Origin of the sequence: Pseudolactococcus plantarum (assembly GCF_002441715.1) — a bacterium.
GTDB classification, from domain to species: Bacteria; Bacillota; Bacilli; order Lactobacillales; family Streptococcaceae; genus Pseudolactococcus; species Pseudolactococcus plantarum.
Map to the genome: position 1 here is coordinate 1 of NZ_JXJX01000013.1, position 13,843 is coordinate 13,843.

Below are 13,843 nucleotides of genomic sequence, written 5' to 3' on the forward strand. Positions count from 1 at the left end.
TTTGACTCTAATAAATTGACTTAACGTCACTTTTAATAAATTTAACTCCCAAAAACCGAAGATAAACAATATACGAATTGCTATGCAATAATAAAATATAACAATCAAGAATGCAATAATAATATTCTTTCTTAAGAGTATCGGAAAAACATCTTTATAAAACTTACGAAAATTTTTAGAGAAAACAGAAAGCAAAAATACAACAATTATCCAAAATCCAGCAGCAAGTTCTCTATTATTAAATATCTCTCCCAATTTCGAAATTAATTCCGCCACTATTTCCGTTCACTATCTTCATTTTTTATTGTAGCAATAATCATGCACTATATCACAATTATGATACTAAGTTATTTTAACATAATATTAATATTGTTTGTATTAAGTGCTTTAGCAACAAAAATCGCAAAAGAGATTAATCCTGATTTTCAAATTGGGTGTATGCTGGCAGCAGGTCAATATTATCCTGATTCAGCTAATCCTTTGGATGTTCAAGAAGCAGCTGACAAAAATAGAGAGATTTTCTTTTTCTCAGATGTTCAAGTGCGTGGTTACTATCCTAGTTTTGCACTAAAAAAACAGGAACGAGAAGGTATCGTGATCCCTTTTGAGCCAGGTGATACGGAGTTGCTAAGAGACAATACAGTTGATTTTGTTTCAATCTCTAACTATCAAAGTCGTGTCGCAAAAGCGGAACAATCAAGTGATACTGCTTATGTAGCAGGCAATCTTTTTGCATCAGTTAAAAATCCTTATTTGCCAACCACGCAATGGGGATGGCAAATTGATCCGCAAGGTCTGCGAATTACGCTAAATAGTTTATGGGATCGGTATCAAAAGCCACTCTTTATCGTGGAAAATGGTCTGGGGGCAAAGGATGAACTTTTAGCTGACGGTACCGTAGATGATCACTATCGTATTGATTATCTACGTGCACATATAAAAGCGATGAAAGAGGCGGTTGAGTTAGATGGTGTCAGCCTCATCGGCTATACAACATGGGGCTGTATCGATCTTATTTCTGCTAGCTCTGGTCAGATGAGTAAACGTTACGGATTTATATATGTAGATTTAGATGATGCAGGCAAGGGTACGCTAGATCGGTATAGGAAAAACTCATTTTACTGGTACAAAGCCGTTATTGCATCAAACGGTGAAATAGTGTAAGATACTAACGCTTTGGAAATCACTTTGAGTAAATCATGTATCAAGATAGCTAATCTGATACATGATTTTTTGTATCTCTACTGAAAATATTTTCTGAAACAGACTACAATGTAGCAATAGCAACTCTTTATGTGTTATAATAATCATATGATTTATGGCAATGGCGTTGATAATATAGAACTTTCACGAATTGAAAATGCAGTCACAAGAAATCCAAGATTTGCAAGTCGTGTCTTAACAGATAAAGAATTTGCTAAATATACGACCTTGTCTGGCAGTCGTCAGATTGAATTTTTAGGTGGACGATGGGCTGCAAAAGAAGCTTATGCTAAAGCTTATGGTACAGGTATTGGTGGTGGGCTATCCTTTCAAGATATGGAAGTGTTACCCAACGCTTTAGGGGCACCTAAATTTATCAGGCATCCGTTTTCTGATCGGGGCATGGCACACGTTTCAATTAGTCATAGTAATCTAGAAGCTGTTGCATTTGTTATTTTAGAAAGTCGTGAATAAAGCATGAAACCAAGTACACATCGGCCTACAAAGGCTGTGATTAATCTTCAAGCAATCCAAGAAAATATTAAGCAGTTCAAAAAGCATGTCGCTAAAGAAACTGAAATCTGGGCAGTTGTCAAGGCTAACGCCTATGGACATGGTGCGGACAGTGTGTCAGAAAGTATTGATACATTGGTTTCTGGATTTTGTGTCTCAAATCTTGATGAAGCAATTGAACTTCGGAGTCATGGTGTCATCAAACCGATCTTGATTCTGAGTGGTATTGTCCCTGAGGATATTCACATAGCAGTTAATCTAAGATTGATTGTGACTGTGCCATCTTTGGATTGGTTTAAACTGGTTGCACAACATCTTGAAGATGTTGAGGTTGAACACTTTAACTTTCATATCAAAGTAGATAGTGGTATGGGACGTATTGGTGTCACAACAATAGCAGAAGCGAATGCGATTATTGCATTAGCCGATGAGATAGGGGCAAACTTTAATGGTATCTTCACACATTTTGCAACTGCTGATGAACCATCACAAGATAAATTTTTAGACCAAAAAGAGCAGTTTGATACGATAGTTGCTGGACTAACACGCAGGCCTACTTATGTTCACTCAAGTAACTCTGCTGCTGGTATCTGGCATAAAGAGACTGTTCAGGATATAGAGCGTCTGGGAGATGTCATGTATGGGCTAAACCCAAGTGGTCGTGTCTTGGAGATGCCATATAAAATCACACAAGCACTTTCTTTAATCTCTGAGTTAACACATGTGAAAGAAATAGCAGCTGGTGATAGTGTCGGGTATGGTGCAGAATTTGTTGCTGACAAACCAACGTTGATTGGGACAGTGCCGATTGGGTATGCTGATGGTTGGACACGAAACATGAAAGGGTTTGACGTCCTAGTTAATGGGAAAAGAAGCCCTATTGTTGGTCGTGTATCGATGGATCAAATCACGATTGCTCTGGATAAGAGATATCCGATTGGCACCAAAGTAACCCTTATTGGGTGTGATGGTGATGAAGAGATTACGGTCGATGATGTTGCAGCATATCGTGGGACCATTAACTATGAGGTCGTTTGTTTACTGAGTGATCGTGTCAAACGAAGCTATCATGATGTATCTGAAACGTGATAGGTCATGTAGTACATGTCGATAATGAAAAATCATAAGCCTAGTATTGCGTTCAAATCGTAGTTAACGATAGCATAATAATGAATGAAGATGGAGAATATAATGACTTTGATAGATGGAAAAGCTTTAGCAGATAAGATGGCAGTTGCTTTAAAAGATAAAGTAGCTGATTTAGTAGCCAAAGGTGTCACACCTGGTTTGGTGGTTGTATTGGTAGGAGAAAATCCAGCCAGTCAAGTGTATGTCAGAAATAAAGAACGTCGTGCTTTAGCAGCTGGTTTTAAATCAGAGATTATCCGATTATCAGATGATATCAGTGAGCAAGACTTATTAGCTTTGATTGACAAACTCAATCATGATGAAAAATGGCACGGTATTTTGGTACAACTCCCATTACCAGATCATATTTCAGAAGAAAAAGTATTGTTAGCGATTGATCCAGACAAAGATGTTGATGGCTTCCACCCTACCAACATGGGCTTATTATGGTCAGGTAGTCCTGTTATGGTGCCATCGACACCTGCAGGGATCATGGTGATGTTAGAAGAGTACGGTGTTGACTTAACTGGTAAGACAGCCGTAGTGATTGGTCGTTCAAACATTGTTGGTAAACCAATGGCTCAAATGTTATTAGACAAAAATGCAACGGTGACAATCGCACATTCACGGACAAAAAATTTAGCTGCCTTAGCTAAAACAGCAGATGTCTTAGTCGTTGCGATTGGTCGTGGTAATTTTGTAACAGCCGATTTTGTTAAACCTGGTGCTGTTGTAATAGACGTGGGTATGAACCGTGATGAAAATGGTAAACTCATTGGCGATGTGAAATTTGATGAGGTTGAACCGATTGCAAGCTTGATTACACCTGTTCCTGGTGGCGTTGGTCCTATGACCATTACGATGTTGATGGAGCAAACATATGAAACAGCAAATCGCTCACTTGATAAATAACTTGATTAACGTAAGACCTTAGGTTAAGCTAATATAAAGCTAAAAGTACATTGAATTTTCCATGTGCTTTTTTTTATTTGGTAATTGGTCAGCTGGCTAACGACATATCTTGCTTTCCTGATTCAGATGGCAGGTAAGATGGTATCTGAATCACTTTTTTGATATAATAAGACCTATGACAGAATATTTGAGTGTATCAACATTAACTAAATATTTGAAGACCAAGTTTGATCGTGACCCTTACTTGGAAAGGGTCTTTTTAACAGGTGAAATTTCAAACTTTAGGCGACGTCCTAAGCACCAATATTTTGCGATAAAAGATGAAAAATCAATCATTCAGGCAACGATGTGGGGTGGTATTTTTGCTAAATTAGACTTTGAGCTTGAAGAAGGGATGAAAGTCAATCTAGTCGGTCGTGTGCAACTTTATGAACCTGGTGGCTCTTATTCGATCATTGTTGAGAAGATGATGCCAGACGGTGTAGGTGCCTTAGCGGTTAAACTTGAACAACTGAAGAAAAAATTAAGTGCAGAAGGGCTGTTTAATCCTGATTTTAAACAGCAGATTCCAGCCTTTTCGAGAAAAGTTGGGGTTATAACTAGTCCAAGTGGCGCGGTTATTCGTGATATCATCACAACCATTAATCGTAGGTTTCCGATGACAGAAATCTTGCTATTCCCAGCTAAGGTACAAGGTATTGGTAGTGCTGAGGCAGTGGCTAGTCGCATCAAAGAAGCGAATTTACGTACTGATTTAGATGTCTTAATCATCGGTCGTGGTGGTGGGTCGATTGAGGATTTGTGGGCCTTTAATGAAGAGTGTGTAGTTAGAAGTATTTTTGAGTCAAAAATACCGATTATTTCTTCAGTCGGACATGAAACAGATACAACGTTAGCAGATTATGTAGCGGATCGACGTGCTGCAACACCTACTGCAGCAGCAGAACTTGTGACACCTAATACAAAAGTAGATATTTTACAGTATCTCACAACTAGTGAATCAAGACTGACAAGTACACTACAGCGTGCGATTATGACACGTCAAGAAAGCTTAGGCAGATTACAACGATCAGTCGTCTTTCGACAACCCGAGCGTTTATATGATAGCTATTTACAAAAAGTAGATCGACTAACACAAGAGTTAAGTCACAGGTTGCGTCAGCATATCCAAAAACATCAACAAGCTCAAACTGTCTTAACGACGAAATTATCGAGTTTACGGTTAAACCAAAAAGTCACGCTATTGCAGGATAATCTAGATCATGATATTGCGGCATTGCAAGCTAAAATGACAAGTTATCTTGAGCAGCAAAAACAACGTGCAGATAGCGCATATGAGCAACTCACGTTGATAGATCCCGTCAAAATTATTAACCGTGGCTTCTCAATCGTGAGAACGCATGAGGGACAAATCGTTAAATCGGTTAAAGATGTGACAGGCGGGCAAAAATTAGCGATTGAAGTTTCAGATGGTATAGTAAAGGTAGAGGTAGATAAATAATGACTAAAACAGCACAACAGGCTAGTTTTGAGGATAATCTAGGGGCATTAGAAGATATTGTCAAACGTCTCGAAAATGGTGATGTTCCTTTAGAAGAAGCAATAGCTGAGTTTCAAAAAGGAATGAAGCTATCTAAAGCATTACAGCAAACCTTAAAAGAAGCAGAAGAAACCTTAGTTAAGGTGATGGCCGATGATGGATCAGAGCAAGCATTTGATGGACAATAAACAATTTTTATCTGGCTTGACAGCTGTTTTTGATACCTTTTATGCTGATGATACGCTAGTTGATCATCTGACAAAAAGCATACAGTATTCTATCCAATCAGGTGGTAAAAGGATTCGGCCCTTATTTTTATTGGAGACCTTACAAGCATTTGGTATCCCAATCAGTGAGGCACATTTTAAAGTCGCAGCTGCTGTAGAATTAATTCATACGAGCTCTTTAATCCATGATGATTTACCTGCTATGGATAATGATGATTTTCGCCGAGGACAATTAACGAACCATAAAGTATATGGTGAAGCACAAGCTATCTTAGCCGGTGATGCTTTGTTATTGGACCCTTATTTATTACTATCTAGTGCGGACTTAAACGCATCAGTCATTGTTGCCTTAGTAGCTGAATTAGCTTATGCGTCTGGCAGTCATGGTATGGTCGCAGGACAAGTTCTTGATATGGATGGCGAACAGCATACGTTAACAGTAGACCAGCTGAAAAAAATTCACGCCTTAAAAACTGGTAGGATGCTAACTTTTCCTTTTGTTGCGGCAGGAATTATTGCTGAACAAGATGACGAGATCGTTGCATTATTACGTCAATTAGGTGAAGCAGTAGGCCAAGCTTTCCAAATTCGTGATGATATTTTGGATGTGACAGCAACGTTTGAGGAGATTGGCAAAACACCTGGTAAAGATGTGGTTGCGGATAAATCTACCTATGTGAAACTATTAGGACTTGATGGTGCCAAGCAGGCTTTAACGGAGTATTTAGATATAGCAAGTCAGATGTTGACTGAGATCGAACATAAAACTCAGTTACAGGGTGAGCCTATATTAAAACAAATTGAAAGATTACGAATTGACTAAAGAACGAGTAGACGTCCTAGCTTATAATCAAGGACTTTTTGAGACACGTGAACAAGCAAAACGCGGTGTGATGGCAGGTATCGTCATCAATTCAGAAAATGGTGAGCGTTTTGATAAACCTGGAGAAAAAATCAATGATGAGATAGCACTGGCCATCAAGGGAGAGAAACTACCTTATGTCAGTCGAGGTGGGTTAAAGTTAGCTAGAGCCTTATCCTATTTTGGCTTAACTGTGCGAGATCAAACAACGCTTGATATTGGCTCATCTACTGGTGGCTTTACTGATGTGATGTTGCAAGATGGGGCTAAAATGGTGTATGCTGTAGATGTCGGTACTAACCAATTAGCATGGAAAATCAGGCAAGATGCGCGTGTCGTAGTCATGGAACAGTTCAACTTTAGATATGCTAAAGTTGAGGACTTTAAACATGAGTTACCAGCTTTCGCATCTATTGATGTATCATTTATTAGCTTGTCTTTGATATTGCCAGCTTTATTTGATATTCTAATGACAGGTGGCGATGTTATCGCTTTAATCAAACCTCAGTTTGAAGCAGGTCGTGAACAGATTGGTAAAAATGGGATTGTCAAAGATCCTAAGATACATGAGTCTGTGATCAAAAATGTAGTTAACATGGCTAATGGGATTGGTTTTTCTACTATCGGTCTAACAAGTTCACCGATTAAGGGTGGGCATGGTAATATTGAATTTTTACTACATTTGTCCAAAAAAGCAACAGTAGAGGATCATATTACTCCTGAGATTACTCAGATCGTATATGATGCTCATGGAGAATTAGATGAAAAAAAGTGATCGAATTAAATTAATCAAAAAAATATTAGTTGACAATGACATCATGACACAAGATGATTTAGTGACAGCCCTACTTGATTTAAAGGTGGCAGTGACGCAAGCAACTGTATCACGTGATATGCGTGAGTTGAGATTGATCAAAGCACCTGCAAAAAATGGTGGCTATCGTTATGCTTTACCTGAAACTTATCTACCGAATGCTGATGAAGACTTGTTTAAATCAGTAGTTGAAGAAATTAAGATACAAGACAATCAACTTGCGATTAAAACGAGTCCAGGGTCAGCCATGATACTAAAAAAAAGATTATTATCACAATTTGAGGCATCAATTTTTACAGTGCTTTCTGATGATGATACCATTTTATTAATTGCCTTATCTGATGCTTACGCTAAACATATATATGATCAACTATCAACTTAAGCATGATGTTTTAGTTTGTTAGAGACGTCATGATTTGCATAGCGTTTAGCTGAGGATATGGGTCATGCATAGTTGTAAAAGGAGTTGCGATGTTACAAGAAATATCAATCAAAAATTTTGCCATCATTGATACGATTGCCATGCAATTTGATCAAGGCATGACCATATTGACGGGTGAAACGGGAGCTGGGAAATCAATTATCATCGATGCCATGAATCTCTTGTTGGGCTCTCGTGCACAGACGGCTTTTGTGCGTCATGGTGCGGATAAGGCTGAGCTAGAAGGCTTATTTTTTTATAAAGATAGTCCTGAGATTGCACAACACTTGTCAACGCTTGGTCTTGAAAGCACAGGAGAATTAATTTTACGTCGAGAGATTTTTGCAAATGGCAGATCATCTTGTCGCATTAATGGCATGATGACGCCCTTATCTAGTTTACAGGCGATAGGCAGATTATTAGTTGATATTCATGGGCAACATGATCATCAAGAATTAATGAATTCAGCACATCATCTGGCTATGTTAGATGAATTTGGCGATAAAGCATTTTTGAAGACTAAGGACGCATATAAAACAGCGTTTTCTGAGTATAAAACACTGCGTCAAAAGTTAGTCACTGTCAAAAAAAATCAAGCAGAGTTCGCCCAGCGTATCGATGTGTTAACTTTTCAAATCGATGAGATAGCTGCTGCGGATATCGACTTAGTGAGCGATGCAGGTATTTTTAAAAAACGTGACCAACTAACGCATGCTAATCAGATAGTAGGTCATCTTAACGCGGCTTACTACGCATTAGATGATGATACAGCTGATAATGCCAGTTTATCCATGGTTAGAAATGCCATGAATGAACTAGAATCAGTAAGTCGTTTTGATGAAGACACATATGCTAAGTTGGCTGAAAAGATAGCGGATGCCTATTATTTATTAGAGGACGTGGCAGCAGATCTAGAAAAACGAATTGATGATTTAGAATTCAATCCTTCTGAGTTGACGTTGATTGAAGATCGTATTTCTGTTTTGACGACATTAAAGAAAAAATATGGTCCAGAGCTATCTGATGTGCTAAACTACTTAGATAATTGTCAAAAAGAACTTGCTAGACTAACTGGAGATGACAAGGGATCAGAAACGCTAGAGTCGACTTTTAAAGCGGCTGAACGCGTATTGATCGAACAAGCAGATGCTTTAGCTAAAGCTAGGCGTGAGCTGGCTGAGCGCTTAGTAAAAGATGTTAAGTTAGAACTGGCTGATCTTTACATGGAAAAAGCTGATTTTAAAGTGATGTTTGAACCGGCAAAATTTTCTGGTAATGGCAATCAGCATGTTGAATTTTTTATTCAAACCAATCCTGGAGAAGGCTTTAAACCATTAGCCAAAACAGCTTCTGGTGGCGAGTTAAGTCGGATAATGCTTGCGATTAAGTCAAGTTTTGCAAGACGAGAGAATAAAACGTCCATCGTATTTGATGAAGTAGATACTGGCGTATCAGGTCGTGTCGCACAAGCCATCGCAAATAAGATACATAAGATTTCTCAAAGTGGCCAGGTGCTGTGTATTTCACATTTACCACAGGTTGTTGCGATAGCTGATGTACAGTACCATATCGACAAGATACAAGAGGCTGATAGAACAACCTCAAACGTTAAAAAATTAACACTAAAAGAACGAACAATTGAAGTGGCTAAGATGCTTGCGGGTGATGCTATTACACCTGAAGCACTGGCACAAGCAGAAAAACTATTAGAAAAATAAAAAGATGAACCGAGAAAATTTAAAAACAGCTAAAAGAATCGTAATCAAAATAGGCACGTCAAGTCTTATTTTAGACAACGGAAAAATAAATCTGAAAAATATCGATGAACTTGCTTTTACCTTATCAAGTTTACAACATGAAGGTTATGAAATTATTTTGGTAACCTCTGGTGCGATTGGTGTTGGGCTAAATGTTCTAGGTATGACAAGACGACCATCTGAGATCGCACAGCAACAAGCTTTAGCAGCTATCGGACAAGTCGAGTTGATCAGTCTATATAATCAAATATTTGGTCGTTATCAGCAAAAAGTATCACAGCTTTTGTTAACCAATGATGTCATTGCTTTTCCGGAGAGTCGTAAAAATGCGACTGAAGCACTGAATGCGATTTTAGGATTAGGGATTATTCCAATCATTAATGAAAATGATGCCGTCAGTGTTGATGAAATGGACCATCGAACTAAATTCGGTGATAATGATAGATTAGGTGCAATCGTCACGACAATATCAGATGCAGACTTGCTGATTATGTTATCAGATATTGATGGCTTATATGACAAAAATCCGACGATCTTTGATGATGCTCAGTTGATTGATAGCGTGTCAGAAATTACTGATACACTTATGAAATCAGCTGGAGGTGCGGGCAGTCGATTCGGTACTGGTGGTATGACCAGTAAATTAGAAGCTGCTAAAATCATTTTTGATGCGAATAAGCAAATGGTTTTAACAAACGGTGCTAGAATTTTTGAAATTAGAGACATTATATCTGCTAAAAAGAAAGGGACCTATTTTGGACAATAGTCAATTTGTCGTCATCACATCAGCTGAGTTTGCTGAATTTGTGGCGAGGCGTGAAGACATTCATTTCCAACAAACAAAAGCATTTGGTGATTTACAAGCAGCTATTGGACATCAACCGTTTTACTTTGCGGTTAAGCGCAATCAAGTCATCGTAGCCGCCATGCTTGTCACGCTTGCTAAAGTTAGATTTGGTTATTTAGCAGAAGCACATGGTAATCCTTACTATTCAAAAACTGCTACTGATAATACCCTACTTATTTCTGGTGCTAAAGCTACCTTGAAAAAACAAGGGGTCTTGAAATTAATTGTTCATTCTAATCAAATGATTGAACAGTATGATGATAATTGGGAAAAAGTAGCAGTATTCAACCAAGAGTTAGATGCGTTTTATGGTCAACTAGGATTTTCAAAAGCGAGTTTGAGTGACTTTGAAAAAGGCTTTAATTTCAATTATAGCAAGGACTTGACGGGTTTTGAAAATTTTGCTAAACTTGAAAAATCATATAAGAAAAACGGCCTTCAAACGATTAAGAAAGCCAGAAAACAAGGCATCAAAATCTATGAAGCAACATACGACGAGTTAGCTGATTTCAAAAAAGTTGTTGATGAAGCTGGTGAACGCAGACAGTTTTCGACACGAGATTTAGCCTATTATCAGGCAGTTTATCAGGCATTCGGCGATCAAGTGAAATTTGTTTTAGCTAAGATTAATTTTAAAACTGAATATGAGGCTAATCAGCTGGCACTTAATGACGTTTATCAAGAGATTGAACAAGCAAAAGCTCAAAATAAGAAAAAGAGTATCGATACGCTAAATCAAAGAGTTTCTCGACTTGATAAATTTAATGTTGAACTAAAAAGGTTAGCTACAACTTATGGTGATCGAGATGTTATCTTAGCAGCAGCACAATTTTTCATCATGCCAAATGAAGTTATCTATATGTTTAGTGGGATGTATGATGACTTTAGAGAATTTTCAGCCCCTTTCTTGATTCAAGATTATATGTTAAACTATGCCTATAACCACCAAATTAATCAGTATCAATTTATGGGCGTTAACGCACCAGATAATCCTGATCAGGGTGTTTTGAAGTTTAAGCAAAATTTTAAGGGCTATATTTGGCAATCCTCAGGTAACTATGAGTTGGTTGTTAAGCCGATGTTAAACAAGATGACAAAAATTTTAAAATTAATCATCAAGCGTTAGAAAGTAGTCATCCAATCATGAAATTTATTACAAACGTAACAGCACAAGCACATGACGAATTCGTCAAACAAAGTCCGCTTAATCATTTATTACAATCAAGCACTTGGGCAAAAGTAAAAGACAACTGGTCATCAAAAATTGTTGGTGTCACTAACGATGATGATGAGCTTATTGCCTCGTCTTTAGTCTTAATCAAGACATTGCCTTTAGGCTTTACTATGTATTATGCACCGCGTGGCCCGATAATGGATTATCATAACCAGGATTTGGTAGGCTTCTTTTTTAAAGAATTTAAAAAATTTGCTAAGAAAGATCATGCTCTATTTATTAAAATTGACCCGGCAATTTTGGTTGAATCATCAGAGCCTGTTATCAGTAATTTAAAACAAGTTGGCGCTGATTGGTTAGGCTTAACTAAAAATATGAGCGATACAATTCAACCACGTTTTAATGCAGTCATCTATAAAGAAGATTTTTCTGAAGATAATTTGAGTAAAAAGACAAGGCAATTTTTAAACAAGGCAAAAAGATCAGAACCAATTGTTGAAATCGGTAGTATCTCTTTGATCCCTGAATTTTGTGAGTTAATGAGAAAAACAGAGATTCGCAAAGATATTAGTCTCAGAAATGCAGAGTATTATCAAAAATTGCTTGAGCAGTATCCGCAAGATGCTTTCATTACGCTTACCAGAATTAATTTGGGAAAACTTTTATCAAATTATCAGGCTGATTTAATGAAAATATCAAATGATATTGATAAAATCACGAATAATAAAAAATTGAAAGCAGTCAATTTAGAAATTGAAAACATCCAAAAAAATATTAGTGAACTTTCTACTATTATTAAGGAACATGGAGAAGTTGTACCTGCATCATGTGAATTATGTATTAATTCTGGTGGGGCAGCAGAAACGCTCTATGGAGGCACAGATATAACTTTCCAAAAATATTACCCCTCTTACCTTACTTGGTATGAAACAATTAATACTGCATTTAATAAAGGGGCACGAACAGTCAATATGGGAGGAGTCGAAAATTCATTATCAAAAGATGATGGGTTATTGAGATTTAAAAAGCATTTTAATCCTCAAATTGAAGAATATATCGGGGAATTTAATATCCCAGTGAATGGTTTATTATATAAATTAAGTAATTTAGCCTACAATCGTCGTAAGCATAAAAAATAAAGTGAGGTAGTCAGATGATCGATTTATTAGGAAAACAAGCAAAAAAAGCATCTATCGAGTTAGCCAAACTCTCTACTGTTGAAAAAAATACATTTCTTAATGCATTGGCCCAAGCACTAGTTGATCAAACACCGTTTTTAGTTGAAGAAAATAGTAAAGATTTAACACATGCAAAAGATAATGGTATCGACGATGTGATGATTGATCGTCTGAGACTCACGCCGCAACGTATCATTGATATTGCTGAAGGCATTAAGCAAGTTGTCACGCTAGCAGATCCTGTAGGTAAAGTAATCGATGGCTTTACGAACCTTGATGGCTTAAAAATTCTTCAAACACGTGTGCCACTAGGCGTCGTAGGTATGATTTTTGAAAGCCGTCCTAATGTATCAGTTGACGCATTCACACTTTGCTTTAAAACTAACAATGCTGTGATTTTACGTGGTGGTAAAGATGCCATTAATTCAAATAAAGCGTTAGTTAGTGTTATGAAAGCGACCTTAAAGGCTCAAAATATTACAGAAGATGCTGTTGGCTTAGTCACAGATACTAGTCACGAAGTAGCTAGAGACATGATGGTTGCCACACAATATCTCGATGTTTTGATTCCACGAGGTGGCGCTGGCCTAATCAAAACGGTTAAAGAACAGTCTCGTGTCCCAATCATCGAAACAGGTAGTGGTAATGTGACAATATATGTAGATGAATTTGCTGATTTAGAGATGGCGACAAAGATTGTCATTAATGCGAAAACGCAAAGACCAAGTGTATGTAATGCTGCTGAGAGTTTGGTTGTGCATGAAAAAGTTGCTGCAACTTTTTTACCAAAATTACAAGCAGCTATCAATGCTGTACAACCTGTGGAGTTTCGTCTAGATGAAATTGCTCAAACCTTAATGACAGGTACTAAAGCAACAGAAGAGGACTTTGCGACAGAATATCTGGACTACATCATGTCAGTAAAAGTTGTGTCTGATATAGACCAAGCGATTGCACATATTAACCGTTATAGCACGAAACATTCTGAGAGTATCATTACAAATAATATTGCGCGTGCAGAACAATTTCAAGCTGAGATTGATGCTGCTGCTGTTTATGTGAATGCATCAACAAGATTTACAGATGGGTTCGTCTTTGGATTTGGTGCAGAAATTGGTATTTCAACTCAGAAATTACATGCCAGAGGACCAATGGGATTGGAAGCACTGACTTCTTACAAATATCTCATAAATGGAACAGGTCAAACTAGAAACTAATCCTTTGAAAGTGGTATTTCAAAACATAAGTTATCTGTTACCTATCCCAA

At 37.4% G+C, this 13,843-nt stretch carries 15 protein-coding genes; 14 read left to right on the plus strand and 1 reads right to left on the minus strand.

Annotated features, from left to right (window positions below; translation table 11 throughout):
* Positions 1-276: hypothetical protein (locus RU87_RS09770; RefSeq protein WP_208611606.1), on the minus strand; the 276-nt coding region annotated here is incomplete at its 3' end.
* A 42-nt stretch (positions 277-318) separates the two neighbouring features.
* Between RU87_RS09770 and RU87_RS08530 the strand changes: the two genes are divergently transcribed.
* The 14 genes from RU87_RS08530 (at position 319) to RU87_RS08595 (ending at position 13,793) form a co-directional block, all read left to right on the plus strand.
* Positions 319-1,164: a family 1 glycosylhydrolase gene (locus RU87_RS08530; RefSeq protein ID WP_068164675.1), complete on the plus strand. Its 846-nt coding sequence runs from the start codon at positions 319-321 to the stop codon at positions 1,162-1,164.
* 147 nt (positions 1,165-1,311) lie between these two features.
* Positions 1,312-1,677 carry a holo-ACP synthase gene (acpS, locus tag RU87_RS08535; protein ID WP_068164671.1) on the plus strand — a complete coding sequence of 122 codons (366 nt, stop codon included), beginning with the start codon at positions 1,312-1,314 and terminating at the stop codon, positions 1,675-1,677.
* A gap of 3 nt (positions 1,678-1,680) precedes the next feature.
* Entirely contained in the window at positions 1,681-2,805 is a 1,125-nt protein-coding gene (gene alr, locus RU87_RS08540) for an alanine racemase (RefSeq protein ID WP_068164668.1), read from the plus strand.
* A gap of 102 nt (positions 2,806-2,907) precedes the next feature.
* Positions 2,908-3,756, plus strand: coding sequence for a bifunctional methylenetetrahydrofolate dehydrogenase/methenyltetrahydrofolate cyclohydrolase (locus RU87_RS08545; protein WP_068164666.1), 849 nt, complete (start codon positions 2,908-2,910; stop codon positions 3,754-3,756).
* A 175-nt stretch (positions 3,757-3,931) separates the two neighbouring features.
* Positions 3,932-5,257 carry an exodeoxyribonuclease VII large subunit gene (gene xseA / locus RU87_RS08550; RefSeq protein ID WP_068164663.1) on the plus strand — a complete coding sequence of 442 codons (1,326 nt, stop codon included), beginning with the start codon at positions 3,932-3,934 and terminating at the stop codon, positions 5,255-5,257.
* Positions 5,257-5,484 carry an exodeoxyribonuclease VII small subunit gene (locus RU87_RS08555; protein WP_068164659.1) on the plus strand — a complete coding sequence of 76 codons (228 nt, stop codon included), beginning with the start codon at positions 5,257-5,259 and terminating at the stop codon, positions 5,482-5,484. The genes xseA and RU87_RS08555 overlap by 1 nt, the downstream gene beginning before the upstream one ends.
* A complete protein-coding gene (locus RU87_RS08560; RefSeq protein ID WP_068164656.1) occupies positions 5,474-6,346 on the plus strand; it encodes a polyprenyl synthetase family protein in 873 nt (290 codons plus the stop codon). The genes RU87_RS08555 and RU87_RS08560 overlap by 11 nt, the downstream gene beginning before the upstream one ends.
* A complete protein-coding gene (locus RU87_RS08565; RefSeq protein ID WP_068164653.1) occupies positions 6,339-7,160 on the plus strand; it encodes a TlyA family RNA methyltransferase in 822 nt (273 codons plus the stop codon). Before RU87_RS08560 ends, RU87_RS08565 begins: the two co-directional genes overlap by 8 nt.
* Complete coding sequence (locus RU87_RS08570; protein WP_068164650.1) at positions 7,147-7,581, plus strand: arginine repressor; 435 nt, start codon at positions 7,147-7,149, stop codon at positions 7,579-7,581. The genes RU87_RS08565 and RU87_RS08570 overlap by 14 nt, the downstream gene beginning before the upstream one ends.
* 89 nt (positions 7,582-7,670) lie before the next feature.
* Positions 7,671-9,338 carry a DNA repair protein RecN gene (gene recN / locus RU87_RS08575; protein WP_068164649.1) on the plus strand — a complete coding sequence of 556 codons (1,668 nt, stop codon included), beginning with the start codon at positions 7,671-7,673 and terminating at the stop codon, positions 9,336-9,338.
* A 4-nt stretch (positions 9,339-9,342) separates the two neighbouring features.
* Positions 9,343-10,143, plus strand: coding sequence for a glutamate 5-kinase (gene proB / locus RU87_RS08580; RefSeq protein WP_068164646.1), 801 nt, complete (start codon positions 9,343-9,345; stop codon positions 10,141-10,143).
* Complete coding sequence (locus tag RU87_RS08585) at positions 10,133-11,350, plus strand: peptidoglycan bridge formation glycyltransferase FemA/FemB family protein (RefSeq protein ID WP_068164642.1); 1,218 nt, start codon at positions 10,133-10,135, stop codon at positions 11,348-11,350. The genes proB and RU87_RS08585 overlap by 11 nt, the downstream gene beginning before the upstream one ends.
* Positions 11,351-11,367: 17 nt before the next feature.
* A complete protein-coding gene (locus tag RU87_RS08590) occupies positions 11,368-12,537 on the plus strand; it encodes a peptidoglycan bridge formation glycyltransferase FemA/FemB family protein (RefSeq protein WP_068164640.1) in 1,170 nt (389 codons plus the stop codon).
* A gap of 14 nt (positions 12,538-12,551) precedes the next feature.
* A complete protein-coding gene (locus RU87_RS08595) occupies positions 12,552-13,793 on the plus strand; it encodes a glutamate-5-semialdehyde dehydrogenase (RefSeq protein ID WP_068164636.1) in 1,242 nt (413 codons plus the stop codon).
* Positions 13,794-13,843: the final 50 nt, after the last annotated feature.

What these genes read in the sequence shown, in the direction of transcription:
- RU87_RS08530 (WP_068164675.1), top strand. Translation starts at nt 319, where the DNA reads ATGCACTATATCACAATTATGATACTAAGTTATTTTAACATAATATTA.
- acpS (WP_068164671.1), top strand. Translation starts at nt 1,312, where the DNA reads ATGATTTATGGCAATGGCGTTGATAATATAGAACTTTCACGAATTGAA.
- alr (WP_068164668.1), top strand. Translation starts at nt 1,681, where the DNA reads ATGAAACCAAGTACACATCGGCCTACAAAGGCTGTGATTAATCTTCAA.
- RU87_RS08545 (WP_068164666.1), top strand. Translation starts at nt 2,908, where the DNA reads ATGACTTTGATAGATGGAAAAGCTTTAGCAGATAAGATGGCAGTTGCT.
- xseA (WP_068164663.1), top strand. Translation starts at nt 3,932, where the DNA reads ATGACAGAATATTTGAGTGTATCAACATTAACTAAATATTTGAAGACC.
- RU87_RS08555 (WP_068164659.1), top strand. Translation starts at nt 5,257, where the DNA reads ATGACTAAAACAGCACAACAGGCTAGTTTTGAGGATAATCTAGGGGCA.
- RU87_RS08560 (WP_068164656.1), top strand. Translation starts at nt 5,474, where the DNA reads ATGGACAATAAACAATTTTTATCTGGCTTGACAGCTGTTTTTGATACC.
- RU87_RS08570 (WP_068164650.1), top strand. Translation starts at nt 7,147, where the DNA reads ATGAAAAAAAGTGATCGAATTAAATTAATCAAAAAAATATTAGTTGAC.
- recN (WP_068164649.1), top strand. Translation starts at nt 7,671, where the DNA reads ATGTTACAAGAAATATCAATCAAAAATTTTGCCATCATTGATACGATT.
- proB (WP_068164646.1), top strand. Translation starts at nt 9,343, where the DNA reads ATGAACCGAGAAAATTTAAAAACAGCTAAAAGAATCGTAATCAAAATA.
- RU87_RS08590 (WP_068164640.1), top strand. Translation starts at nt 11,368, where the DNA reads ATGAAATTTATTACAAACGTAACAGCACAAGCACATGACGAATTCGTC.
- RU87_RS08595 (WP_068164636.1), top strand. Translation starts at nt 12,552, where the DNA reads ATGATCGATTTATTAGGAAAACAAGCAAAAAAAGCATCTATCGAGTTA.